Origin of the sequence: Herbiconiux flava (genome assembly GCF_013409865.1) — a bacterium.
GTDB lineage: Bacteria > Actinomycetota > Actinomycetes > Actinomycetales > Microbacteriaceae > Herbiconiux > Herbiconiux flava.
In genome coordinates, this window is the sequence record NZ_JACCBM010000001.1 from 2,854,514 (window position 1) to 2,879,395 (window position 24,882).

The window sequence follows — 24,882 nt, forward strand, 5'->3', positions numbered from 1 at the left end:
GCCGCGACGATATCGCCTGGGGCCGGGTGGGAGCGGCCTCGTGCGACTTCGGCACGGGCCATCCAGTGCGAGCAGCTACAGGCGGCGCCCGGGGTTCGGCGCCGCCCTCGCGGTCAGCTGGGGAGGACCGCCACCCAGACGAACCAGACGATCATGCCGAGCCAGACGATGGTGGCCGCCGCCGCCAGGGTGGCCGCCGCGCGACCGCCGAGACGCCAGACCGGGATGATCCCGAGGAAACCCACACCGAGCAGGATGCCGAGCCACGGCGTCACCGTCGGCACACCCACGAGCGTGAACGCGGGGCTCGACGCCAGCGCCGACGACACCGTCACCCAGAGCGCCGCGAGGAACGCCACCCCCGTCACCGGCGCGATGCCGGTCGCGATCAGCAGCGCGATCGACTCGCGCCGCACCGCCTGCACGATGACCGCGATCAGCCAGCCGAGGAACCACAGCCACGCGAAGCCGCCGAAGATCAACGGGATCGTCAGCGGGAACGGCTCCTGATCCTCGACGGCCGTGACCACCGAGTCGAAGCGCGAGGTCGGATGCACGTCGTCGGCCGAGATCGCCGGGTTCGCCTCCGCGAGGTCGGAGCAGGTCGTCTCGACCGGGATACCGGTCTGAGCGAGCCACGCCGCCAGCTGATCCATGCCGCACGGGTCGGCGAGCACGCCGGCCCGGCCCGCGCCCTGCAGCGTCACCACCTGGCTGTTCGGGAACGATCCGGTGCCGCTCTGCACGACGGCGAGGGGCACGAGCGGGTCGGTGTCGCTGCCGAAGATCAGCGCGGGCTGCTGCTGCGGCACGATCGTTCGGGTCTCGCCCGCGGATGCCGCCAGGCCGAGCGGGCCGCAGAGCTGGTCGGCGGCCGTCAGGTAGGTGAGCACCGGCTTGGGCGTCGGCTCCTCGTCGGACCCCTCGGCGACGGGCTCCAGCGGGTCGGCCGACCAGAACGGCTGCTCGTCGCGGCAGGCCTCGACCCAGTACTGGGCGAGGCTCGTGCGCGACAGGTTCTCGAGCACCGGATCGACGATCGGGTTGAGGGCATCCGTCTCGCCCTCGGCCAGCCGCTGCAGCAGGTACGGCACCGCCGCGGCCGTCTCGGGGTCGTAGAGCGCCTGCTGCACGATCGTCACCGCATCGGAGCCGGTCAGCGAGTAGTAGCGCTGCCGGTTCGTGAACGGGTTCGTCAGCAGGCCGTTCACCGGCTCGTCGCTGAACAGTGCGGCGGTGTCGGCGAGGTCGGCGTTCAGCTCGGGGTACTCCCCGCCGCTCCGCTCGGACAGCGTGCGGAGCGCGTTCTCGAGCGCCGCGTAGGCGTCGCCCTTGATGTCGCGGTCGATCGGGCTGAAGGCGTTGAGCACGACCGCGTCGACGCCGGCCGCGTCGGTCGTGGCGACCGTCTGCATGACCTTCGTCGACCAGGTGTCGCCGAACAGGGTCCAGCTCGGGTAGGCCAGCACGGTGCGCAGCTCGACCAGGTCGGCGGCGGTCTCGGTTCGCGTGTACGCCGAGACGTTGCCGCCCTGCTCGGCGAAGGCCGCGAGGCAGTCCTTCAGCTCGACGGCCACCGTCGTCATCTCGGCCGCGGGGCTCGAGTCGTCGGTGAAGGTGTCGACGTAGGCGGCCGAGGCGGCCGGGCAGTCCAGCGGCGCGCTCGACTCGAGGCTGCCGCGCTGGGCGAGCGCGACGATGTCGCGTGTGCCGCCGATCCGGGGGTCGGCCGCGAGGGCCTCGGCGATCGAGGTCGAGCTCTGGCCGGGGCCGCCCGCCATGGTGACGACAGGGCTGCCGGTCGGAGGCTGCGTCTCGGCCGGGATGACCACGTAGGGCAGGTCGATGGCCCGGCTCGCCGGGTCGCCGCGGGTCTCGGGAACGCTCAGCGTGCCGCAGACGGCGCGGTCGGGCAGCCCGTCCTCACAGCTGCGCTCGGCGATCGACGCGGCCTGGGCGGCAGGCGGCTGAGCGAGCACCGGCCCCGAGAGGATGAGGGCGGCGAGTACGGTCGCCGCCGCGATCGGAACGGTGATACGACGGCCCACGACTCCCCTTCGGCCAAGTGCGAGAATCACGCATTCGGGTTACGTGACCCTCAACCTAACGCATCCGCCCGCCGAACCCGCGGAACTAGACTGGTGACATGCCAGAGCAGACGACGTCGTCGGAGAAGCCCGTTTCCAAGCGCGTGCGCACCCGCCACTTCCAGACGGCGAAGGACTCGGGCATCCGCATCACGGGTCTGACCAGCTACGACATGCTCTCGGCGCAGATCTTCGACGAGGCCGGGATCGACTTCCTGCTGGTGGGCGACTCGGCCGGCAACAACGTCCTCGGCTACGACACGACGGTGCCGGTCACGGTCGACGAGCTGATCCCGCTCGCGCGCGGCGTGGCGGGTGCCGTGTCCCGCGCCTTCGTCGTGGCCGACATGCCCTTCGGCTCCTACGAGAACAGCGCCGAAGAGGCCCTGCACACCGCGGTCCGCTTCATGAAGGAGTCCCGCGCGCACGCCGTGAAGCTCGAGGGAGGGGTGCGCAGCGCCGACAAGATCCGCCGCATCGTCGACGCGGGCATCCCGGTGATGGCGCACATCGGCTTCACGCCGCAGAGCGAGCACGGGCTGGGCGGCCACATCATTCAGGGTCGCGGCGAGGGCGAGGCGGCCCTGATCGACGACGCCCTAGCGGTCGAGGAGGCCGGGGCGTTCGCCGTGGTGCTCGAGATGGTGCCCGCCGAGGCGGCCCGCCGGGTCACCGAGCGGCTGCGCATCCCCACCATCGGTGTCGGCGCCGGCCCCCACGTCGACGGCCAGCTGCTCGTCTGGACCGACTTCGCCGGCTTCTCCACGGGGCGCGTGCCGAAGTTCGTCAAGCAGTACGCCGACCTGCGGGGTGCGCTGACGGATGCGGTGACCGCGTTCCGCGGCGACGTCGCCGAGGGTGCCTACCCGGGCCCCGAGCACAGCTACGAATAAACTCCCCCTGACACAGCTGCACACTGACGCACAGCTGGACACCGAGCCCACGGAGGACACGATGAGCGACGACCCGTCGACGCAGTACTGGTACAACATGAAGACCGGCCAGGTCGAGAAGGGCTACGTGTCCTCGGTGGTCGACCGCGTCGGGCCGTTCGAGACCCACGAGGAGGCCGAGCACGCGCTCGAGACCCTCCGCGCCAACAGCGCCAAGTGGGCCGAAGACGACGCGAACGACAACCGGTGACCGAGAACACCCCCGACACCGTCGCGGTCGGCATCGACATCGGCGGCACGGGCATCAAGGGCGCGATCGTCGACGTGACCACCGGTGAGCTGCTCACCGACCGCAAGAAGTTCGCAACTCCCGAGGGCGGCAAGCCCGACGACATCGCCAAGACGGTCACCGACCTGATGGAGTCGCTCGGCGACGTCCCGGCGTCGGCGACCGTGGGCATCTGCTTCCCGGCCGTCGTGCGCCACGGCGTCACGATGTCGGCCGCGAACGTGTCGAAGAAGTGGATCGGCTTCGAGGCCGAGAAGCTGTTCGAGAAGACGCTCGGCCGCGACATCACCTTCGTGAACGACGCGGATGCCGCGGGCTTCGCCGAGGTGCGCTACGGCGCGGCGAAGGGCAAGAGCGGTCTGATCATCCTGACCACCCTCGGCACCGGCATCGGCACCGCGCTGATCTACAACGGGGTGCTCACCCCGAACGCCGAGCTCGGCCATCTCGAGATCGGCGGCGTCGACTACGAGACGAGGGCCGCCTACTCCGCCAAGGAGCGGGAGGACCTGAGCTGGAAGAAGTGGGCCGAGCGCCTGCAGGTCTACTACGAGCGCCTCGAGGCCCTGTTCTCCCCCGACGGCTTCATCGTCGGCGGCGGGGTGTCGAAGCACCACGAGGAGTTCCTGCCCCTGCTGAAGCTCGACACGCCGATCGTGCCCGCCACGCTCCGCAACAACGCGGGCATCCTGGGCGCGGCCAGCCTGTCGACCATGCGGACGACGTTCCTGGAGTAGACGGCTACACTCGACAACGTGAATGGGCCGGCAGACGGTCGCGTCACCGTCCCGGGCTCCGGCCCGGGCGGTGCCGAGGAACGTCCGGGCTCCACAGAGCAGGGCGGTGGGTAACACCCACCCGGGGCAACCCGCGAGACAGTGCCACAGAAAGCAGACCGCCACGGGCCCCGGCCCGCGGTAAGGGTGAAACGGTGGCGTAAGAGACCACCAGCGACCGTGGTGACACGGTCGGCTCGGTAAACCTCGCCCGGAGCAAGGTCAGACAGGAAGCGTTGAGGCTGCTCGCGGAGCTTCCGGGTAGACCGCTCGAGGGCTGCGGTGACGCAGCTCCTAGATAGATGGCCGTCAGGGAGCGTGCTCCCTACAGAACCCGGCGTATCGCCGGCCCATTCACCTCACCCGGCGCGCGGCCGCCGACGCGCATCCGGGAACCCGGCGACTCGGAGTCGGACTCAGAGCCCCGACTCGTCGGTGCGCACGAGGATGCAGGTGCTCTCGGGGTCGAGCACCACGTCGTCGGGCGCCGCCGCGCGGATCGCCGCCAGGTCGGTGCCCGTCAGCTCGACGTTGCTGCCGAGCGACACCCGCCGCTGCAGCAGGGCCGCACCCACGCCGTAGCGCTCGCGGAGCTTCTGGTAGAGCGCCAGAAGCTCGGGCACGATGCCCCCGGCCACCGCGTCACGCGCCGAGCGGGCGATCTCGAGCTGCTTCAGGATGCGCTGCCTCTGCTCGTCGCGGGCACCGGCGAGCATCCGCTCCTCGGTCGCGATGTCGTCGCGGCGGGCGGTGATGGCGGCGAGCCGCACCTCGATCTCCTCGACGCGCTCCATCACCGCGAACTCCGTGTCCTCCAGGTTGAGCCGGCGCACCCGGAGCGACTCGAGCTCGCGCTCGAGGCCCTGGATGTCCTTCGACGACGACGTGGCCTGCAGGCGCTCGTTGTCGCGTTTCTCCCGGGCGGTGACGGTGTGGATGTCGGCCTCGACGCGGCCGATCTCGTTCTGCGCGCTCTCGAGCTCGCCGCTGACCGAGGCGTACTCGGCCCGGGCCGCCGCGGAGTCGCGCTGCAGCTCGGCGAGGCGCTTCTCCTGCGGCAGGGTGCGGAGGGAGTGCTCGAGCTGCGCCACCTGGTTGTCGGCGGCCTGGAGGTCGAGGAGCTTGAGCTGTTCGGCGGCGGGAGCCTTCATCGGGTGTCCTTCGGAATTCGGTGGAGGTCGGAGTCGATCGGGGCGCCGGTCATCGGTTCTGCGGTCACTGGGTCACCACGAAGTCCCAGGGGTCGGTGCGCAGTTCGCTCACAGCGAACTCGACGTCGGGCAGCGCTTCCGCCAGCTGGGCGGCGGCGGTCTCGAGCCAGAGCCACTCGCTGGCCCAGTGCGAGACGTCGATCAGCGCCGGGCCGCCGGCGACGAGTGTCTGCTCGCGCGACTCGGAGGCCGGGTGGTGCCGCAGATCGGAGGTGATGTACACGTCGGCGGCACGCACGGCGGGGTCGCCGAGCAGCGAGTCGCCCGCTCCCCCGCAGAGCGCGACGGTCGAGACGGGCTGGTCGTAGTCGCCCGCGACCCGCACGCCCGTGGCCGTGGCGGGCAGAACGTCGCCGAGGGCGAGCGCCAGGCGGCCGAGGGTGGTGGGCTCGGGCATCCGCCCCACCCGGCCGAGGCCGGTGCCCTCGCGTGCGCCGGCCACGATCGGCCGGGTCTCGACGAGGCCGAGCTTCGCAGCGATGACCGCCGAGGTGCCGTCGTCGACGATGTCGGCGTTGGTGTGAGCGGCGATGAGGCCGCAGCGGGCGCGGATCAGCCGGGCGAGCAGGGCGCCCTTGTACCCGGTCTCGGCGACGGTGGTCACGCCGCGCAGGAGCAGGGGGTGGTGCACGAGCAGCACGTCGGCGTTCGTGTCGACGGCCTCGTCGACGGTGACCGACACGGCGTCGACCGCGAGCAGCACGCGCCGCACCTCGTCGCCCGGGGCGCCGCTCACGAGGCCCGGCGCATCCCACCCCTCGGCGAACTCGGTGGGCCACAGCCGCTCGACGGCGGCGTTCAGATCGGCAAGCGAGGTCGGCACGCCTGCGAGTCTACCGGGGGCGCCCTCGGCCTACCGGGACGGCAGACCCACGAGCTCGGCCGATCGCTCCCACAGCTCACGTGCCACCTCGGGGTCCTCGGCCTGCCTTGCCGTGCGTCCGCCGGCCTTGAGCCCGTCGAAGTACGTGCCGCTCGGGGCGGGCACCGGCCCGTCGGACACGAGCGCGTCGAGCGGTGCCGCACCGGCCTCGGGGGTCGTGCCCCAGTGCCCGCCGGTCAGCGCCGTGCCCACCCGGATCAGCACCGAGTCGCTGCCGAACGACGTCACCACGGCTCCCGGATGCACGCTGAACGCCTGCACGGCGCTCTCGCGCCGCGCCAGCTCCTTCATCGTCAGCACCACGGCCAGCTTCGCGGAGCAGTACGGCAGCCACCCGCCGAGCCACGGCCTCCGCCGCCCCTCGAGGTCGTCGAAGCGGATGCGCCCCCACCGGTTCGCCGCACTAGCCGTCGCGACGACCCGGGCGTCGCGCCCGACGTCGGCGGCCGCCCGCAGTGCCGGGAGCATCAGCCGCGACAGCAGGTACGGTGCGAGATGGTTCACCTGGAAGCCGAGATCGTGCCCGTCGACCGTCGTGCCGCGCTTCGAGACGAGGCCACCGGCGTTGGCCAGCAGCACGTCGACCGTGCCGTAGCGCTGCCGCAGAGCATCCGCGAGCCCCCGCACCTCGTCGAGCCGCGCGAAGTCGGCGACGAACGCCTCGCCGCCCACCCGCTCGGCGACGCTCCGCGTGCGCCCGGCGTCCCGCCCCACGACGGCGACCCGATCACCGCGCCCGGCGGCCTGCTCGGCCACCACGGCCCCGATCCCCGAACTCGCCCCGGTCACGACGACGACCCGCTCCGCACCCATCCCCCCACCCTGCCACCCCATTCCGGCCGGTGGCGCATCGGAACCCGTCCCACCGCACGAAGCGGACCACACGTCGGGTGGGACACCCGCCAGTGCGCTCAGCGGACAGCGTCCCGTCCGCCGCTTCCGCGACCCGCCGGTTCACGGAAGAGTGTCCCGCATGACCGCGCCGACCACCGCTCCCGTTGCCCGCCGCACCGTCATCGGCGCCGCCTGGGCGGCCCCCGTCATCGCCGTGGCCGTCGCGACGCCGGCCCACGCGGCCAGCACGCCCCGGCCCCAGCTCGCGGGGCGCGCCGACGGCCCCGAGGAGTACCCGGATGGCGGCGCGAGCACCTTCGGCGTGCATGTCACGAACACCGGTGCCGAGACCATTCCCGCCGGGTCGATCGTCGCGACCCTGACCGACAGCGATCCCCGCTTCAGCTACTCGGGCTTCTCGGGGCAGCTGTGGAACTACACCTCGAGCTTCCCCGACGGGTCGATCTCGTTCCAGTACGACGCGGAGCTCGTTTCCGGGGACGAGACCGACATCCTGCTGCTGCTCATCGACAGCGCAGACCGGAGCCAGAGCCCCGTCCCGGTCGCCGAACTGGTGGTGACGGCCCCGGGCTTCCGCGCCGCGACGGTGCCTCTGCCGATCGTGTACTGACGTCCGGAACGGACGCGTGCGGCGGGGTGGGGTGGAGTGGGCCCTACCGGGCTCGAACCGACGACATCCACGGTGTAAACGTGGCGCTCTACCAACTGAGCTAAAGGCCCCTGCGCGCGTGGGCAGGCACTGCAAGCTTAGCGGGGCGCGCGGTGGCATGTCAGCGAGGCGGAGGGCGGCGCGTGGGCGGGCGCCGACGCAGGACGCGCCTAGACTGCGGAGCGTGACGGATGACGGCGGCGAGAGCGCCACGACCGAGAAGGCGCAGGCCGAGCACCGGTGGCCGGCCGCGATCGGGGTGCTGGTCATCCTGAGCTGCTACGCGCTGCTGCCGCCGAGCCTGTTCGGCACCGTGCGCTACGGCGTGATCGCGCTCTGCGTGGCGCTGCTCCTGGCGGTGGTGGTGATCAACCCGCACCGGCTGGTTCGCGAGACGGCAGCCTCACGGCGGCTGGGGCTCGCGCTGACGCTCGTGATCGGGCTGACGAACCAGGTGCTGCTCGTGGTGCTGATCTCGATGCTCGTGCAGAACTCCGAGGACGGGCCGACGCTGCTGCTCGGCGCCCTCGAGATCTGGCTGACGAACGTGATCGGCTTCGCGCTGCTGTACTGGGAGCTCGACCGCGGCGGCCCCGTGGTGCGCACCCAGCGCTCGCGGCGGGAGCTGCCGCCGGCCGACTTCCGGTTCCCCCAGGACGAGGACGACGACGCCATCGACGAGGTCGCCGCCCACTCCTCGAAGTCGAGCAACTGGCGCCCCGGCTTCGTCGACTACCTCTACTTCTCGCTGTCGAACTCGATGGCCTTCAGCCCCACCGACACGATGCCGCTGACCCATCGCACCAAGCTGCTGATGGGCCTCGAGGCGTTCGCCGGCTTCGTGCTGCTGGCCCTCGTGATCGCTCGCGGGGTCAGCCTGCTCGGCTGAACGCCACCCACCAGCACGCATCAGCCATCAGCTTATATCGGGCGATTATCAGCTGTGGGCTGATAGCCAGAGGGCTCCGGCTGCGATCAGCGCCAATGCCCAGCTGACGAAGCTGCCTACGAGGAAGTACTCGGCCTTCGACCCTCCGGCCCGGTCGTTGGAGATCTCGGGGAACCGCACGATGCCCTTGGCGGCGAGCAGCCCCGCGACGATCGGCAGCGCGCCGACCAGCGAGAGCGCCACGATCAGCAGGCGCTCGAGCGGGCCGATCAGGCGTCCGCCCCGCAGGTCGGCGACGGTCGGCACGGTCGAGGCCCCGTCGTCGCCCTCGCGCATGACCACGCGGGTGCGTGAGAAGAACGGCCCGGGGGTCTCGACCTCGAGCGTCCGTCCGTTCTCGTCGGCCGGTGCGTTCTCGAGCGGGTCCGCCACCCCGTCGAACAGCGCCGGCCGCAGCGCCGAGCGCACCACGATGTTCGCGCTCTCGACGAGGAACAGCAGGAGCCCCAGCCCGAGCGCCACCGTCTCGATCGGCAGCCCCGCCACGACGCCCACCGGCGACTTCGCGAGCCCGTCCACGAGGTAGCCCGACAGCCGCCCGTCGAGCGGGTTCCAGAAGACCGAGCCGACGAGCACCAGCAGCACCACGACGGCGGGCAGGATGCGCAGCCGGGGGTGCCGCGACGGGGCCACCTCCGGGCTCCCCGCCGGCCGGGCGCCGGCATCGGCCGCGGTCGAGACGAGCCACCCCACCGCGAGCACCAGGGGCAGCGCGAGCCAGAGTGGAGGCACGCCGAGCCCCGTGGCCGCCAACCCCAGCAGCACGGCCCAGACCACGGCGACGCAGATCACCACGACGAACACGGTGACACCGGCGCGATCGCGCGGCCGAGCATCCGGAACCAGCCCCGCGCGAGCGATGTCGGCGCTGCCGATGAGCGCCAGGAGCACCGCCGCGAGGATCACAGCGCCGCCTTGAGCGCGGCGGTGGCCGTGAGCACGCTCATGCCACCCGAGCGCCGGAGCGACTGGGAGACCGCCCCCTGCGAGATGCCCTCGGCGTCGGCCAGCTCGGCCTGCAGGCGCCCGCGCATGGTGCCGTAGGTGAGGCGGCGGGCGCGCGGGCTCATCGCGCTGACGAGGTGGTCGCGGGTGAGCAGGTAGGCGTTGACGGCGGAGGCGAGGCGCGCGTCGCCGTCGGTGGCGAACCAGCTGCGGAGGGTGGGGGTGCGGGAGTCCTCGCGGTCGTGCGCCTCCTCGATGGCCGCGCGGGCGAGCCACCAGGCCGAGCCGTCCTGCACGGCGCCACGGGTGCCGCGGCCGACCTCGCGGAGCTCGCCCCAACCGATGCCGAAGCGGCAGTCGATGCCCTCGGGAAGGGCGAGCCGGGCGGCGAGGGTCGCCTCGAGCGCCGAGCCGAGGGTGGGATAGACGGCCTGGAACTCGTCGCCGACGGTGGCGACGAGCGGCTCCGTGCCCGATGACGGCGCGTCGTGGGCGATCAGCTCGTCGACCCCGGCGAAGGCCGCCTCGATCGCCGCCTGTGCAGCGGGCCGGTCGTCCAGCTTCTTCGAATCGACGATGTCGACGATCACTGCTGCGCGCTCTGAGACCATCGCATAAGTGTAGCGCTTATATTTCGGGAATATAAGGTGCTGGCTTATTCAGACGCGGGCGGGCAGCAGGTCTTCGAGGGCAGCGCGGTAGGCGGCGATCGAGCGGGCCTCGCCGGGGGCGGTGATGAACGAGGCGCGGATGATGCGGTTGGTGTCGATCAGGAAGGTCGCGCGGTTCGCGAAGCCCTTCTCCTCCAGGAACACCCCGTAGTCCTTGGCGACGTCGCCGTGCGGCCAGAAGTCGGCGACCAGGTCGAAGTCGTAGCCCTCCTTCTCGGCCCAGGCGCGGAGCGTGGCCTTCGAGTCGACCGAGATGCCGATGAGCTTGACGTTCGCGTCGTCGAAGAGCGAGATGTTGTCCTCGAGGGCGCAGAGCTCGCTGGTGCAGACGCCCGAGAAGGCGAGCGGAAAGAACACCAGCGCCACGGGCTTCTTGCCCTGGAACTGACTGAGCCGGATGCGCTCCCCGTACTGGTTGGGGAGGTCGAAATCGGGAGCGAGGGTGTCGTTCTCCAAAGCCATGATCGGCTGCCTTTCCGATGCCGGGTGTCTCTCGGCAAACGCGCAAGCCATCCTAGACCCGTCCTGAGCAGACTCCAACCGTCCTGTGCGAACCGCCTGCGCTGTGGGCTCGCCCAACCGCGCGGTATCCCCGGTTTAAGTCAGTAGGCTTGTCGGTGGCGTTCCGAACCCCATCCTGGCAAGGGCGCCCGACGAGAACAGATCTGTAAACAACAGAAGAGAGGTCGCCGGTGACTGTCAACGACCAGGACCCGTACTCCTCGGGGCACATCGACTCCGATCCCGAAGAGACCGCCGAGTGGAACGAGTCGCTCGACGCGCTCGTCGAAGCCCGCGGCCACGGCCGAGCACGTGACATCGTGCTCAGCCTGCTGAAGCGCTCGAAAGAACTGCACCTCGGTGTCCCGATGGTTCCGACGACGGACTACATCAACACCATCGCGCCCGAGAACGAGGCCCCCTTCCCCGGCGACGAGGCGCTCGAGCGCAAGTACCGGGCGTGGATTCGGTGGAACGCGGCCATGACCGTGCACCGCGCGCAGCGCCCCGGCATCGCCGTCGGCGGCCACATCTCGACCTACGCGTCGAGCGCTGCACTCTACGAGGTGGGCTTCAACCACTTCTTCCGCGGCCAGGATCACCCGGGCGGCGGCGACCAGATCTTCATCCAGGGCCACGCCTCCCCCGGCACGTACGCGCGCGCGTATCTCGAGGGCCGGCTCGACGAGAACCAGCTCGACGGCTTCCGCCAGGAGAAGTCGCACCCGGGCGGGGGCCTCAGCTCCTACCCGCACCCGCGGCTGATGCCCGAGTTCTGGCAGTTCCCCACGGTCTCGATGGGTCTCGGCCCGATCAACGCGATCTACCAGGCCCAGGCCAACAAGTACCTCACCAACCGCGGCATCAAGGATGCGTCCGACCAGCAGGTCTGGGCCTTCCTCGGCGATGGCGAGATGGACGAGGTCGAGAGCCGTGGCCAGCTGCAGGTCGCCGCGAACGACGGCCTCGACAACCTGAACTTCGTGATCAACTGCAACCTGCAGCGTCTCGACGGCCCGGTGCGCGGCAACGGCAAGATCATCCAGGAGCTCGAGAGCTTCTTCCGCGGTGCCGGCTGGAACGTCATCAAGGTCATCTGGGGCCGGGAGTGGGACGACCTGCTCGCCCGCGACACCGACGGCGCCCTGCTGAACCTGATGAACACGGTTCCCGACGGTGACTTCCAGACCTACAAGGCCGAGTCGGGCGCCTACGTGCGCGAGAACTTCTTCGGCCGCGACCCGCGCGCCCTGAAGCTCGTCGAGGGCTACTCCGACGACGAGATCTGGAACCTCAAGCGCGGCGGCCACGACTACCGCAAGGTCTACGCGGCGTTCAAGGCCGCGTCCGAGCACAAGGGCCAGCCCACCGTCATCCTGGCGCACACGATCAAGGGCTACGGCCTCGGGCCGTCGTTCGAGGGCCGCAACGCGACCCACCAGATGAAGAAGATGACGCTCGACAACCTCAAGATGTTCCGCGACGAGATGCACATCCCCATCTCCGACGCGCAGCTCGAGGAGAACCCCTACCTCCCGCCCTACTACAAGCCGGGCGAGGACGACGAGGCCATCCAGTACCTGCACGAGCGCCGCCGCGCGCTCGGCGGCTACCTGCCCGAGCGCCGCACCAAGCACACCGCCATCACGCTGCCCGACGACTCCAGCTACCAGACCCTCAAGAAGGGCTCCGGCACGCAGGAGATCGCGACGACGATGGCGTTCGTGCGCCTGCTGAAGGACCTGACCCGCTCGAAGGACTTCGGCAACCGCGTGGTGCCGATCATCCCCGACGAGGCGCGCACCTTCGGCATGGACGCGTTCTTCCCGTCGAACAAGATCTACAACCCCAAGGGCCAGACCTACACCTCCGTCGACCGGGAGCTGCTCCTGGCCTACAAGGAGAGCCCCCAGGGCCAGATCATCCACGTGGGCATCAACGAGGCCGGCGCCATGGCGTCGTTCACCGCGATCGGCACGAGCTACTCGACCCAGGGCGAGCCGCTCATCCCGATCTACGTGTTCTACTCGATGTTCGGCTTCCAGCGCACGGGCGACGCCCTGTGGGCGGCGGGCGACCAGATGGCACGCGGCTTCGTGATCGGCGCGACCGCCGGCCGCACCACCCTCACGGGTGAGGGCCTGCAGCACGCCGACGGCCACTCCCCCCTGCTCGCCTCGACCAACCCCGCGGTGGTCAGCTACGACCCGGCCTACGGCTACGAGCTGAACCACATCGTGCGGGCGGGCCTCGAGCGCATGTACGGCGGCCAGCACGACGACCCGAACGTCATGTACTACCTCACGGTGTACAACGAGCCGCACGTGCAGCCGGCCGAGCCCGAGGGTCTCGACGTCGACGGCGTCGTGCGCGGCATCTACCGCCTGAAGTCGGGCTGGATCGAGGGCCCCAAGGCTCAGATCCTCTCCTCCGGCGTGGCGGTGCCGTGGGCCCTCGAGGCGCAGGAGCTGCTCGCGAACGACTGGGGCGTGTCGGCCGACGTGTGGTCGGTCACCTCCTGGGGCGAGCTGCGGCGCGACGGTCTCCGGGCCGAGTCGCACAACTTCCTGCACCCCACCGAGGAGCGCCAGACGGCCTACGTCACCACCAAGCTGCAGGATGCGCACGGTCCGTTCGTGGCCGTCACCGACTACATGCACGCGGTGCCCGACCAGATCCGTCAGTTCGTCCCGGGCGAGTACGCCACGCTCGGCGCCGACGACTTCGGCTTCTCCGACACGCGTCCGGCGGCCCGTCGCTTCTTCAAGATCGACGGCCCCTCGGTCGTGGTGCGCGTGCTCGAGCAGCTCGCGGCCCGCGGCGAGGTCGACCAGAACGCCCCCTCGTGGGCGATCGAGAAGTACCGTCTCTACGACGTCACCGCCGGAACCTCCGGCTCGGCGGGCGGCGAGAGCTGACCCGGAGCAGATGACCAGACGATCGATCGCGGTCGAGGGCCCAGGCCCGCTGAGCCCGGGCCCGCTGAGCCCCGGCTCGGCGGCGCCCGGCCCGGGAGGCGCCGATGCCTAAGACCAAGGAGCAGACACTCGCGTGGCTGCGCACCATCTCGGGCGAGCTCTCGACCGCGACGATCAAGAAGCTCGACGCCACGCTGCCCTGGTACGGCGACATGCCACCGGGGCGACGTTCGGCCGTCGGGCTGGTGGCCCAGCAGGGCATCAAGTCGTTCATCCAGTGGTACGACGACCCGACGACCACCACCTGGATCGCCGCCGACGTCTTCGGCTCCGCTCCCCGCGAGCTCCTCCGCTCGGTGAGCCTGCAGCAGACCCTGCAGCTCATCCGGGTGGTCGTCGAGGTCGTCGAGGAGCGCGTGCGCGGCACCGACGCCTCCCTCCGCGAGGCGATCCTGCTGTACTCGCGCGAGATCGCCTTCGCCGCCGCCGACGTCTACGCCCGTGCGGCCGAGGCCCGGGGCCTCTGGGACGCCCGGCTCGAGGCCCTGGTCGTCGACAGCATCCTGAGCGGCGAGTACGACGACGAGCTGCCCTCGCGCATCGCGGCCCTCGGCTGGCACGGCCACGGCGAGGTCAGCGTGCTGGTGGGCACCACGCCACGCCAGCTCGACGTCGACCAGCTGCGCCGCACCGCGCGGCACCTCAACGCCGACCTCCTGATCGGCGTGCAGGGCGGGCGGCTCGTGCTCGTCATCGGGCGCGCCCAGCCGGCCTCGTCCTACGACCAGGTTCCGGATGCGCAGCCCGGCGACCCCGCGATCGACACCCCGCCCGCCGAACCGGTTCTCTCCTTCCTCGACATCGCCACGCAGCTCGAGCCGGGCTTCGGACCGGGCTACCTCGTGCTCGGCCACGAGGTGCCGAGCGTCGTCGACGCCTCGCGAAGCGCGAAGGCGGCCCTCGCCGGCTTCGCGGTGGCCCGCGCCTGGCGGAACGCCCCGCGGCCGATGCTCGCCGACGACCTGCTGCCGGAGCGCGCCCTCGCCGGCGACCCACTGGCCCGGTCGACCCTCGTCAACCGCGTCTACCGGCCTCTGCAGGATCAGTCGCCCGAGCTCATGACGACCCTCTGGTGCTACCTGGACAACGGCCGCTCGCTCGAGGCGACCGCTCGTGAGCTCTTCGTGCACCCCAACACCGTGCGGTACCGGCTGAAACGTGTGACCCAGGTGATCGGCTGGGACGCCACCGGCGCCCGAGAGGCGCTGATCCTCCAGTCGGCCCTCATCCTCGGGTCGATGAACGATCACGACTCGCCGGGCCATCGGCGCTGACCGCCGCCGGTTCTGTATACCTTCGACAATGGATCTCGGAGAGTGTTGGCCCTCGTCGACACGGCCTCCGACCGAACACCTGGGAGACTGAAGCAATGATCGTCGTCGTGTGCCCCGGCCAGGGGTCCCAGACCCCGGGCTTCCTCGAGCCCTGGATCGCCGAGTCCACGTTCCGCGACACGCTCGCCGAGCTGGGCGCCGCCGCCTCGTCCGACCTCGTCGCGCACGGAACCACGAGCGACGCCGACACGATCCGCGACACCGCGGTGGCGCAGCCGCTGATCGTCGCGGCCGGGCTGCTGACCCTCCGCACGCTGTTCGCCGACGGGCGCCGCGAGAAGGTGGGCGGCATCGCCGGCCACTCCGTGGGCGAGATCACGGCGGCGGCGGGGGCGGGCATCCTGAGCGAGACCGACGCCATGCGCTTCGTGGGCGAGCGGGGCCGCGCGATGGCCGACGCGGCCGCCCTCACCACGACCGGCATGAGCGCCGTGGTCGGTGGCGACCAGACCGCGGTGCTCGAGCTCTTCGACGAGGTCGGCGTCATCCCCGCCAACTACAACGGCGGCGGGCAGATCGTCGTCGCCGGCGCCCCCGAGGCCCTGGCCGCCCTGACGGAGCGGGCCCCCCGCGGCGTGCGCGTCATCCCGCTGCAGGTGGCCGGCGCCTTCCACACCCACTTCATGGCTCCGGCCGTCGAGCGTCTCGCGGCCGTCGCCGCGACGCTCACCCCGGCCGATCCGACCCTGCCGATCTGGACGAACAACGACGGCTCGGCGGTGACCAGCGGCTCCCGCTTCGTCGAACTCCTCGTCGGCCAGGTCTCCTCGCCCGTGCGCTGGGACCTCTGCATGGAGTCCTTCGCCGCGGCCGGCGTCACGGGGCTGATCGAGGTCTCCCCCGCCGGCGCCCTCACCGGACTGGCGAAGCGCGGGCTCAAGGGCGTGCCCGCCGTCGCCGTGAAGACCCCCGACGACCTGCCGCAGGCCATCGAGCTCATCGACCAGGCCGCCTGAGCGACCGCATCACAGACGGAAAGGCAGAGCGCACCCGCATGACCACGCCCACCCTGAAGCAGTCCACCGGACCGCAGTTCACCCGCATCTACGCGATCGGTGCCGCCCGCGGCGACATCACGGTGCCGAACGACGATCTGGTCGGCCCGATCGACTCCTCCGACGAGTGGATCCGTCAGCGCACCGGCATCATCGAGCGCAAGCGCGCCTCGCACGACGTGCTCGCCGTCGACCTGGCGCAGAGCGCCTCGCTCGAGGCCATCGAGGGCGCGGGCATCGCCCCCTCCCAGATCGGTGCGATCCTCGTCTCGACCATCTCCAACCCGGTCATCACCCCGTCGCTCGCGACCCAGGTGGCCGAGCGGATCGGCGCACCCCTGGCCGCCGCCTACGACATCAGCGCGGCCTGCGCCGGGTACGCCTACGGCATCGGCCAGGCCGACTCCCTCATCCGCGCCGGGCTCGCCGAGTACGTGCTCGTGATCGGCGCCGAGAAGCTCTCGGAGTTCGTCGACCCGACCGACCGGTCGATCTCGTTCCTGCTGGGCGACGGCGCCGGCGCCGCGATCATCGGCCCGAGCGACTCCGTCGGCATCGGCCCGACCATCTGGGGCTCGGATGCCACGAAGCGCGACGAGATCTACATGACGGGCACGAACATCGGCTTCCGCGACCAGGAGTCCGAGTGGCCGACCCTGCGCCAGAACGGCCAGGCGGTCTTCCGCTGGGCCGTCTGGGAGATGGTCAAGGTCGCGAACCAGGCCATCGAGGCCGCCGGCATCACCGTCGACGACCTGGCCGCGTTCATCCCGCACCAGGCGAACATGCGCATCATCGACGAGTTCGCCAAGCAGCTGAAGCTCCCCGACACGGTCGCCATCGGCCGTGACATCGCCACCACCGGCAACACCTCGGCCGCGTCCATCCCGCTCGCGACGCACCGGCTGCTCGAGGAGCAGCCCGGCCTCTCGGGCGGGCTGGCCCTGCAGATCGGATTCGGCGCCGGTCTGGTGTTCGGCGCTCAGGTCGTCGTGCTGCCGTAGTCCGGCGCCCGACTACACTGAGACTCGGTCAAAATCACACCCCCAAGGAGAAGAACAATGGCATTGTCCACCGAAGAAGTCCTGGCCGGCCTGGCCGAGCTGATCAACGACGAGACCGGCATCGCCACCGACACCGTCGAGCTGGACAAGTCCTTCACCGACGACCTCGACATCGACTCCATCTCGATGATGACCATCGTCGTGAACGCCGAAGAGAAGTTCGACGTGAAGATCCCCGACGAAGAGGTCAAGAACCTGAAGACCGTCGGCGACGCCGTCAGCTTCATCGTCGCAGCCCAGGGCTGAGACCCCGTGCGCTGGTCGGCAGGATCGCCGCAACCGCGATCCTGCCGACCGCACCGCGCCCTTCCGGCGCGCCGGTGACCGCCTGACCCGGGCGCCCTGCCTTCCCGGCGACCCGCGAGCCCACCTGTCCTGGACTGACCACCCACAGAAAGTTTCACCATGAGCACGAAGAAGATCGTCGTCACCGGAATCGGCACGACCTCGCCCCTCGGCGGAACCGCCCGCGAGTCGTGGCAGAACCTCCTCGCCGGCCAGTCCGGCGCGTCGACCCTCGAGCAGAGCTGGGTGGCCGAGAACCAGCTGCCCGTGACCTTCGCCGCTCAGGCCCGCGTGCCCGCCTCCGAGGTGCTGGAGCGCATCGAGACCAAGCGCCTCGACCCGGGCAGCCAGTTCGCCCTCATCGCCGCCCGTGAGGCCTGGGCCGACGCCGGCTCCCCCGACGTCGTGCCCGAGCGCTTCGGGGTCGACTGGGCCACCGGCATCGGCGGCGTGTGGACGCTGCTCGACGCGTGGGACACCCTGCGCGAGAAGGGGCCGCGCCGCGTCCTCCCCATGACCGTGCCGATGCTCATGCCGAACGGCCCGGCCGCCGCGATCGAGATGTCGCTCGGCGCCCGCGCCGGCGCGCGCACCGTCGTCTCGGCCTGCGCGTCGAGCACCGAGTCGATCGCGAACGCCTACGACCACCTGCAGGCGGGCCTCGCCGACATCATCGTCGCCGGCGGCTCCGAGGCGGCCATCCACCCGCTGCCGATCGCCTCGTTCGCGTCGATGCAGGCGCTGTCCAAGCGCAATGACGACCCCGCGACTGCGTCGCGCCCCTACGACCTCACCCGTGACGGCTTCGTGCTCGGTGAGGGCGGCGCCGCCCTCGTGCTCGAGACCGAGGAGCACGCGCTCGGCCGCGGCGCCCGCATCTACGCCGAGCTGCTCGGCGGCGCGGTCACGAGCGACGCGTACCACATCACCGCCCCCGACCCCGAGGGTTCGGCGGCGGCCCGCGCCATGATCGCGGCCGTCTCGAACGCGGGCTACTCCCTCGACGACGTCGCGCACATCAACGCCCACGCCACCTCGACCCCGGTCGGGGACATCGCTGAGTACAAGGCGATGGAGCACGTGTTCGGCGGGCGTCTGGCGGGCATCCCGGTGTCGGCCACCAAAGCCTCCACGGGTCACCTGCTCGGTGGCGCCGGCGGCATCGAGGCGATCTTCACGGTGCTGGCGCTGCACGAGCGCACCGCGCCGCCGACGATCAACCTCACCGAGGCCGACCCCGCCATTCCCCTCGACGTGGTGCGCGAGCCGCGCACCCTGCCCGAGGGCGACCTGCTGGCGATCAGCAACTCCTTCGGCTTCGGCGGCCACAACGCCGTCATCGCCTTCAAGACGGCCTGAGTCCGTGAACTGGTGCCCGCCCCTCGAGGGCGGGCGTCAGCCGAAGGAGCGGTGCAGCCAGACCACCGGCGACATGTCGCTGGCGTAGCGGAAGGGCTCGAGCTCGTCGTCCCAGGCCTGGCCGAGGGCGAGCCGCAGCTCACGGTGCAGCTCCAGCGCGTTCGTGCCGGCCGACTCCATGGCGCTGCGGATGCGGTCTTCGGGGATGACGGTGTTGCCCGCGCTGTCGACCTGCGCGTAGAAGACGCCGAGGTCGGGCGTGTGCATCCACCGGCCGCCGTCGGTGCCCTCGCTGGGCTCCTCGGTGACCTCGTAGCGCAGGTGCTCCCAGCCGCGGAGGGCCGAGGCGATGGCGGCCCCCGTACCGGGCTCGCCCTCCCAGTAGAAGTCGGCCCGCTGGGTTCCGCGCAGAACTGGCTGCTCGATCCAATCGAAGTTCACCGCACGACCGATAGCGCGACCTGCGGCCCACTCGATGTGGGGGCAGAGCGCGCGGGGGGCGGAGTGGACGTAGACCACTCCGCGAGCACCGTTCGCCGCCATTTTCTTCTCCGTTCGTGAGGGACGTCTTCCCCAACGGCCTCTGTGAACGCAGTGATGGCGGTGCTATCCAGTTGTGAGTCTCATTGTGCCAGTGCCGATCCCCGAATCACAACCGTGTCATCCGCGGTTCGTGAAGCTCACAGCCTAGACTCGCGATTGTCTACGGAGTGAACAATTGCCGGTGTGCGATTGCACGGCGAGCAGCCGCAGCGACGGTCGAGTGCAGCGGGAGGAGGGCCATGTCGATCCGATCCGGCATCCTGGCCGTGCTCACGGCGACCGACGCCTACGGCCTGCAGCTGCACGGAGAGCTGGAGGAGCGCACGGAGCGCGTGGGCCGGGTGAACGTCGGGCAGATCTACTCCACGCTCGACCGGCTCGTCACTGCGGGGCTCGTGCGAGCATCCGGAGCCACCGACGACGGACTGCCGCTGTACGGCCTCACCGACGAGGGCAGCGCCGCCGCCGAGGCCTGGCTTGCTGACGCGTCGATCGACGGGGCCGACCCCTGGGGGGACACCACCTTCAAGGTGCTGCTCGCGACGAGCCTCGGCCACCCGGCGGTGCCGGAGCTGCTCCAGCACTACCGGGCGGTGTGGCGGCGCGAGGCGTCCGACGCCGCCGAGGGCCGCTCCCCCGGTGACCTCGCACGCCGGCGCCTCGCCACCGCCGCCCTGGGCTGGCTCGACGATCTCGAGGCCCTCCCGGGCGGGCCGGCCGCCCTCGTCACCCCGCTACGGAACGAGCGTCCCCGTCGAGGCCGCCGCCCGGCGACGCCGCCAGAGTGACACGGGCAGGTACCGGGCGAGCGCCCGGTCGCGCGGCTGTGCCTGCGCATCCAGCCCGCTGATCACCGCGAGCAGGTCGCGCCCGATGCGCGCCCGTGTCTCGTCGCTCGCGCTGCCGGGCGGGGCGTACTGCTCGAACTCGGCGGCGACCCGAAGGCGGCCCAGGGCGTCGACGGGCACCATGTTCTCGGCCGTCAGCCGCCGCTCGACGTCGGAGAGCGTGTCACCGTGGGAGCGCTGCAGCCGGTGGTCGTCGAGGGTGTCCTCCAGCTCGAGCCAGGCGAGGGTGCCAGGCTGCGGGTCGGTGGCGAGCCGGCGGATGCGCCCGCGCCGCACGAACCGCCGGGCCGCGAAGGGCGCCAGCACGACGAGCGCGATCAGGGCGAGCACCCCGGCGAAGATCGACCAGCCGCGCACCTGAGCGAGCACCTGCTGCTCGGCCGACTGCACCGCCGCGACGTCGCCACGATCGGGACCCGCCGAGTTGGTCGCCGTCGAGGTGGAGCTCGGAGCGGGCGCCGACGAGTCGGTCGCCGACTGCTGCGCGTAGTCGGGCAGGCTGTAGTCGGGCGGGGTGATGTCGAGGCCGGGGGTGGGCTCGAAGGGCAGCCAGCCGATGCCCTCGAAGTAGAGCTCGGGCCAGGCGTGCAGCTGGTCGGTGTACACCTCGTAGACGGGCTGGCCGTCGGCCGTGCTGTCGGCGGTCTGGCCCGGCGCGTAGCCCACGGCGATGCGCGAGGGGATGCCGAGGGTGCGCGCCATCACGGCCATGGCGGCCGAGAAGTGCACGCAGTAGCCCTCCTTCTTGTCGAGGAAGGCCGCGATCATCTCGGCATTGCTGCCGTCGTAGCCGTTCGAGGCGGGCGCGGCCAGCGAGTAGCGGAACTCGCCCGAGCGGAAGTACTCCTGCAGCGCGACGGCCCGGTCGTAGTTCGTGGCCGCCCCGGCGGTGATCGTCGAGGCCTCCTGGGCGATGACCGGGGGCAGGTCGGGGGGCAGACCGAGGTAGCCCGCCAGGCTGTCGGGCACCGTGGCTCCGGCGGTGGCCAGCTGCTCGGCGGTCGGCGCCACGGCGAGGCTCGTCGCCTGGTAGTTGATGCCGCGCGTGTCACCCTGCAGATCGGTGATCGTGAACGTGTTCGGCGTGATCAGCCAGTTGCCGCTCAGCGAGTCGACCTGCTGGCTCGGGTAGGGCAGCGGCAGCCAGTCGCTGCGGAGCCCCGCGATCGACACGGTGGTGCTCACGTCGGTGACCGGCACCTCGGGCGCGAGGCCGGGCGGGGTGCCGAACTCCTGGCCCTCGTACGAGATGCCGTCGTACGGCGCCTCCGGCTCCCAGGTGCCGCCCGAGAAGTCGCTCAGGTTGACCATCTTGAGATAGAGGCCCTCCTCCGACGAGGTCGAGTAGGTGAGCGAGAGCACCGGGTCGCTGCGGCGCAGGTCGCGGCCGAGCTGGATCGTGGGGTCGACGCCGGTGGCGTAGGTCGAGGCGAACGGGGTGCCGTCGCCCTGCTCCGCCAGGTCGCGCGAGGTAAGTCCGGGGGTGACGGTGGGCAGCACGACCATCGCGGCGACGGCGGCGGCGGCGAGCCCCAGGGCGAGTCCGGCGTTCCGCCCGCCGGCGGTGGCCCGGATGCGCGTGGTCGGCTTCGCGCGCCCGCCCGAGCCGATGCGCGCGCCCGTCCAGAGCACGAGCAGGAAGGCGAGTCCTGTGAGCAGATACACCAGCACCTGGGGGTCGTCGCGCCGCACCAGGGGCGCGATCGTGAGCACGGCGAGCGGACCGGTGCCGCTGAGCGCCGGCACCCGGAGCCCGGTGGCGAGCTCGTCGCTGACGAGCGCGATCAGCCCGATCGACATCACCAGCAGCTGGGTCAGCTCGGGCACCGCGACGGCCGGCACCTCCTGCACCGCGATCGACTCCCGCGCAGCGGCGAGGTCGGCGGAGATGTCGGTGATGGTGTCGAGGGTCGGCAGCACGAGCCAGGTCGTGCCGGGGGCGTAGAGCAGCACGACGATCGCGACCCAGAGCAGCACGGCCACCCCGACGACCACCACCTCGGGCAGCCCGCGGGCCCGCAGCAGCGCCGAGACCCCGAGCAGCACGACGACCATCGCCATCGTGGCGAACCACCAGCCGATGCCCTGCAGCAGGGGCGAGAGGCTGAACAGCGCGAAGCCCATGGTCAGGCCGACGGCGAGCGTCGTCGTCCAGGCTCCCGAGCGCTCCCGCCGACGGGCAGCGGATGCACGGCTGCGGCCGCTCGCCGGCCGGCCACTCCGGCCGCCGCCGACCGCCTCGGTCGCGCGCTGACGCCCGCTCGGCGACCCCTCGGGGGCCGCCGGCGACACCGGAGGACGCAGCACGGTGCTCATGCGAGCCCCCGCGCCTCGCCGAGCGACCGCCACAAGGCGGGCAGGCTCTCGTCGGGAGAGCAATCGACCACGGTCCAGCCCGACGAGCGGAGCTCGGCGGACACGGGGGCGGATCCGGGGGCGGCTCCGGGGGCAGCGGAGGCAAGAGCATCCGTCTCGCCCACCACGAACACGACGGCGTGCGACGACATGGCGGCCAGCCCCCGGATGCGGTCGGCGGCGCCCGGTGCGTTCGACACGACGGCGAACACCGGCGGGGCGTCGGGCGAGGTGAGCGCCGCCTCGTCGACGGCCGCCCGGAAGTCGCTCGGGTCGTGCACGGCGTCGGGCCCGGTGCGGGCGAGTTCGCGCATCGCGCGGGCCGCACCGAACGGCGCGACCAGCACCTCGGCGCCGTCACCGGTGCCGTGGCCGACGAGCCGCACGCCGAAGCCCTCGTTCATCAGGTGCACGGCGATGGACCCCATGGTGCTGACGGCCCACTCGAAGCCGTCACCCGGCAGGAAGGAGTGGGCGTCGAGCAGGATGACCGCATCCTGATCGTTGCGCTGGTCGTCCTGTCGCACCATCAGCTCGCCGTGCTTCGCCGTGGCCGGCCAGTGCACGCGGCGCATGGAGTCGCCGGGGAGGTACTTGCGAGCGATGACGTCCTGCTCCCCCGCGCCCACGAGGCGGCGGGAGACCTGCTCGGCGCCGTCGCCCGTCGAGAGGCGCAGGTCGACGCGGGCGAGCTCGTAGACCGTCGGGGTGATCAGCACGGTGTCGGTGCCACCGAAGCCGAGCCGTCGCGTGGCGCAGCCGAAGGGGTCGGTGAGCGTGAGCTCGAGCGGGCCGATCGGATGCTCGCCCCGCCGCCCCGTGTCGAGGGGGTAGTCGAGGCGCTGCACCGGCGGCTCGTCGAGCGTCGAGGAGGAGTAGCGCTCGAGCGGCGGGAAGAGCGCGGGCGGAGCGGCCTCGAGCGGCGGGGCGGTGCGCTCCCGCCAGGCGGCCGCGGGGGTGCGGAGGCTGCCCCAGTTCTGCAGGAACATCGACACGGTGACCGCCTGACCGACGGTGCCCGACTCGGGGCTGAACCGTCGGCGAACGGTGATCGCGATGCGGCGCAGCGCCACCCAGGCAAGCGAGAGCAGCGGAACGGCGAGCAGGAAGCAGGCGAGGTAGGCGAGCTCCTGGCGGCGGAACAGCTGCGTGAGCACGAGCACGACGACGCCGGCTGCGACGAAACCCCACCCGCGCACGGTGAGGCGCGGCAGGGAGCGGGTCGGACGGGGAGCGGGCACGGTCAGGCCGACGGGCGGGAGCGGTTCAGCGGCACCGGGGTGGCCGCGACGATCCCCCGGAGCGCGGTGGCGATCGCTTCGGTGCCGCCGCCGCGGGTGTCGCTGGCCGCGCGGCGGGTGGCGACGATGCGGTGCGCGAGGATCGGCACGACGAGCTCGTTGATGTCGTCGGGCACCACGAACTCCCGGCCGCGCAGGGCGGCGAGCACCTTGGCCGCGCGCACGAGGTGCAGGGTGCCGCGGGGGCTCGCGCCGAGCCGGAACTCGGGGTGGATGCGGGTCGCCTGCACGATCGAGACCACGTACGACTCGACGGCACGGCTGACGTAGATGGCGCGGGCGGTGTCGATCAGCTCGGCGAGCCGGTGCTTGTCGACCACGGCCCGGAGGCTCGCCATCGGGCTCGAGGACTCGCGGTGGTGCAGCATCGAGAGCTCGGCGGAGGCGTCGGGGTAGCCCATCGAGATGCGCGCCATGAAGCGGTCGCGCTGCGCCTCGGGCAGGGCGTAGGTGCCCTCCATCTCGATCGGGTTCTGCGTGGCGACCACGATGAACGGCGGTTCGAGCGGATGCGTGGTGCCGTCGACCGAGACCTGCTGCTCCTCCATGCACTCCAGCAGGGCGGACTGGGTCTTCGGCGAGGCGCGGTTGATCTCGTCGGCGATGACGATGTTGGCGAACACGGCTCCGCGCTTGAACTCGAAGGCGTGGTCGACCTGGTTGTAGATGGAGACGCCTGTCACGTCGGACGGCAGGAGGTCGGGCGTGAACTGGATGCGGCTGACCGTGCATCCGACGCTCGTGGCGAGGGCCTTGGCCAGGGTGGTCTTGCCGACGCCCGGCACGTCTTCGACGAGGAGGTGGCCCTCGGCGATCAGCACGATCAGGGCGAGGGTGGCGGCCTCGGTCTTGCCGTCGATGACCCGTTCGAGGTTGTCGAGGATGGCGCCCGTGTACCGCCCGAACTCGTCGAGGCTGAGCGGGGCTCCCGCGCCGGCCGGGGTGGCCATCGGCGAGGAGGTGAGGGCTTCGGATGTCACGGGCGGAGGTCTCCTCGATCAGCGGCGATGCAGGGTCGGGCCGGGGTGGGCACGCGCATGACAATCACGATAAGCGCCAGGGCCGACAATTTCACCCCTTACTCAGGGCCTGCATAGGCGGCTCACACGCT

Annotated in this window: 23 protein-coding genes, 1 tRNA gene and 1 other RNA gene; 13 read left to right on the forward strand and 12 right to left on the reverse strand. The window is 71.3% G+C overall.

Translation table 11 applies throughout. The features are described from left to right. Positions 1-113 precede the first annotated feature (113 nt). Complete coding sequence (locus BJ984_RS13650; protein WP_179548473.1) at positions 114-2,048, reverse strand: alpha/beta hydrolase; 1,935 nt, start codon at positions 2,046-2,048, stop codon at positions 114-116. 98 nt (positions 2,049-2,146) lie between these two features. Here BJ984_RS13650 and panB point away from each other — a divergent pair, with 98 nt between their 5' ends. The 4 genes from panB to rnpB all read left to right on the forward strand — a co-directional run bounded on the left by panB (position 2,147) and on the right by rnpB (position 4,403). Continuing rightward, a complete protein-coding gene (gene panB / locus BJ984_RS13655; RefSeq protein ID WP_179548474.1) occupies positions 2,147-2,980 on the forward strand; it encodes a 3-methyl-2-oxobutanoate hydroxymethyltransferase in 834 nt (277 codons plus the stop codon). Between the two features lie 61 nt (positions 2,981-3,041). Further along, complete coding sequence (locus BJ984_RS13660; RefSeq protein WP_173181111.1) at positions 3,042-3,230, forward strand: SPOR domain-containing protein; 189 nt, start codon at positions 3,042-3,044, stop codon at positions 3,228-3,230. Continuing rightward, positions 3,227-4,006, forward strand: coding sequence for a polyphosphate--glucose phosphotransferase (ppgK, locus tag BJ984_RS13665; RefSeq protein ID WP_179548475.1), 780 nt, complete (start codon positions 3,227-3,229; stop codon positions 4,004-4,006). The genes BJ984_RS13660 and ppgK overlap by 4 nt, the downstream gene beginning before the upstream one ends. 22 nt (positions 4,007-4,028) lie before the next feature. Next, an RNA gene (gene rnpB, locus BJ984_RS13670) (RNase P RNA component class A) lies at positions 4,029-4,403 on the forward strand. Between the two features lie 58 nt (positions 4,404-4,461). On the opposite strand, the gene BJ984_RS13675 is transcribed toward rnpB, so the two are convergent. The 3 genes from BJ984_RS13675 to BJ984_RS13685 all read right to left on the reverse strand — a co-directional run bounded on the left by BJ984_RS13675 (position 4,462) and on the right by BJ984_RS13685 (position 6,952). After that, positions 4,462-5,196, reverse strand: a complete 735-nt coding sequence (locus BJ984_RS13675; RefSeq protein WP_179548476.1) for a zinc ribbon domain-containing protein — start codon at positions 5,194-5,196, stop codon at positions 4,462-4,464. Positions 5,197-5,260: 64 nt separating this feature from the next. Further along, positions 5,261-6,079 carry a Nif3-like dinuclear metal center hexameric protein gene (locus tag BJ984_RS13680; protein ID WP_179548477.1) on the reverse strand — a complete coding sequence of 273 codons (819 nt, stop codon included), beginning with the start codon at positions 6,077-6,079 and terminating at the stop codon, positions 5,261-5,263. Positions 6,080-6,109: 30 nt separating this feature from the next. Continuing rightward, complete coding sequence (locus BJ984_RS13685) at positions 6,110-6,952, reverse strand: SDR family NAD(P)-dependent oxidoreductase (RefSeq protein ID WP_179548478.1); 843 nt, start codon at positions 6,950-6,952, stop codon at positions 6,110-6,112. Positions 6,953-7,112: 160 nt separating this feature from the next. On the opposite strand from BJ984_RS13685, the gene BJ984_RS13690 reads away from it, so the two are divergent. Next, positions 7,113-7,604, forward strand: coding sequence for a hypothetical protein (locus tag BJ984_RS13690; protein WP_179548479.1), 492 nt, complete (start codon positions 7,113-7,115; stop codon positions 7,602-7,604). Between the two features lie 37 nt (positions 7,605-7,641). Here BJ984_RS13690 and BJ984_RS13695 read toward each other — a convergent pair. Then, a tRNA-Val gene (locus BJ984_RS13695) sits at positions 7,642-7,714 on the reverse strand. A 113-nt stretch (positions 7,715-7,827) separates the two neighbouring features. Between BJ984_RS13695 and BJ984_RS13700 the strand changes: the two genes are divergently transcribed. Further along, positions 7,828-8,532, forward strand: a complete 705-nt coding sequence (locus BJ984_RS13700; protein WP_246306467.1) for a DUF1345 domain-containing protein — start codon at positions 7,828-7,830, stop codon at positions 8,530-8,532. 48 nt (positions 8,533-8,580) lie between these two features. Here BJ984_RS13700 and BJ984_RS13705 read toward each other — a convergent pair whose 3' ends face one another. The 3 genes from BJ984_RS13705 to BJ984_RS13715 are packed head-to-tail and all read right to left on the reverse strand — an operon-like array spanning position 8,581 to position 10,670. Then, positions 8,581-9,498: a hypothetical protein gene (locus tag BJ984_RS13705; protein WP_179548481.1), complete on the reverse strand. Its 918-nt coding sequence runs from the start codon at positions 9,496-9,498 to the stop codon at positions 8,581-8,583. Continuing rightward, positions 9,495-10,148 (reverse strand): SatD family protein, encoded by a 654-nt coding sequence (locus tag BJ984_RS13710; RefSeq protein WP_179548482.1) that lies wholly within the window; start codon positions 10,146-10,148, stop codon positions 9,495-9,497. Before BJ984_RS13710 ends, BJ984_RS13705 begins: the two co-directional genes overlap by 4 nt. 48 nt (positions 10,149-10,196) lie before the next feature. Continuing rightward, positions 10,197-10,670, reverse strand: a complete 474-nt coding sequence (locus BJ984_RS13715; protein WP_173181122.1) for a peroxiredoxin — start codon at positions 10,668-10,670, stop codon at positions 10,197-10,199. Between the two features lie 230 nt (positions 10,671-10,900). On the opposite strand from BJ984_RS13715, the gene aceE reads away from it, so the two are divergent. The 6 genes from aceE to BJ984_RS13745 all read left to right on the forward strand — a co-directional run bounded on the left by aceE (position 10,901) and on the right by BJ984_RS13745 (position 18,724). After that, complete coding sequence (gene aceE / locus BJ984_RS13720; RefSeq protein ID WP_173181123.1) at positions 10,901-13,627, forward strand: pyruvate dehydrogenase (acetyl-transferring), homodimeric type; 2,727 nt, start codon at positions 10,901-10,903, stop codon at positions 13,625-13,627. Between the two features lie 104 nt (positions 13,628-13,731). Further along, positions 13,732-14,961, forward strand: a complete 1,230-nt coding sequence (locus BJ984_RS13725; protein ID WP_179548483.1) for a PucR family transcriptional regulator — start codon at positions 13,732-13,734, stop codon at positions 14,959-14,961. A gap of 95 nt (positions 14,962-15,056) precedes the next feature. Beyond that, on the forward strand, positions 15,057-15,977 hold the full coding sequence (locus BJ984_RS13730) for an ACP S-malonyltransferase (protein ID WP_179548484.1): 921 nt from the start codon (positions 15,057-15,059) through the stop codon (positions 15,975-15,977). Positions 15,978-16,015: 38 nt separating this feature from the next. Beyond that, complete coding sequence (locus BJ984_RS13735) at positions 16,016-17,020, forward strand: beta-ketoacyl-ACP synthase III (protein WP_173181126.1); 1,005 nt, start codon at positions 16,016-16,018, stop codon at positions 17,018-17,020. 57 nt (positions 17,021-17,077) lie between these two features. After that, positions 17,078-17,326 carry an acyl carrier protein gene (locus BJ984_RS13740; RefSeq protein WP_173181127.1) on the forward strand — a complete coding sequence of 83 codons (249 nt, stop codon included), beginning with the start codon at positions 17,078-17,080 and terminating at the stop codon, positions 17,324-17,326. A 159-nt stretch (positions 17,327-17,485) separates the two neighbouring features. Next, positions 17,486-18,724, forward strand: a complete 1,239-nt coding sequence (locus BJ984_RS13745; RefSeq protein ID WP_179548485.1) for a beta-ketoacyl-[acyl-carrier-protein] synthase family protein — start codon at positions 17,486-17,488, stop codon at positions 18,722-18,724. A 36-nt stretch (positions 18,725-18,760) separates the two neighbouring features. Here the strand turns inward: BJ984_RS13745 and BJ984_RS13750 are convergent, their stop codons facing one another. Beyond that, complete coding sequence (locus tag BJ984_RS13750) at positions 18,761-19,267, reverse strand: DUF3145 domain-containing protein (protein ID WP_179548486.1); 507 nt, start codon at positions 19,265-19,267, stop codon at positions 18,761-18,763. A gap of 239 nt (positions 19,268-19,506) precedes the next feature. Here BJ984_RS13750 and BJ984_RS13755 point away from each other — a divergent pair, with 239 nt between their 5' ends. Continuing rightward, a complete protein-coding gene (locus BJ984_RS13755; RefSeq protein WP_179548487.1) occupies positions 19,507-20,055 on the forward strand; it encodes a PadR family transcriptional regulator in 549 nt (182 codons plus the stop codon). On the opposite strand, the gene BJ984_RS13760 is transcribed toward BJ984_RS13755, so the two are convergent. From BJ984_RS13760 to BJ984_RS13770, 3 genes are read right to left on the reverse strand one after another with little or no spacing between them, the layout of a single operon-like run. Next, positions 20,002-22,431: a transglutaminase TgpA family protein gene (locus BJ984_RS13760; RefSeq protein WP_179548488.1), complete on the reverse strand. Its 2,430-nt coding sequence runs from the start codon at positions 22,429-22,431 to the stop codon at positions 20,002-20,004. The two genes, BJ984_RS13755 and BJ984_RS13760, sit on opposite strands and share 54 nt — an antisense overlap. Further along, positions 22,428-23,711, reverse strand: a complete 1,284-nt coding sequence (locus BJ984_RS18960) for a DUF58 domain-containing protein (RefSeq protein WP_179548489.1) — start codon at positions 23,709-23,711, stop codon at positions 22,428-22,430. The genes BJ984_RS13760 and BJ984_RS18960 overlap by 4 nt, the downstream gene beginning before the upstream one ends. A 2-nt stretch (positions 23,712-23,713) precedes the next feature. Further along, positions 23,714-24,721, reverse strand: coding sequence for an AAA family ATPase (locus BJ984_RS13770; protein ID WP_179549468.1), 1,008 nt, complete (start codon positions 24,719-24,721; stop codon positions 23,714-23,716). Positions 24,722-24,882 lie beyond the last annotated feature (161 nt).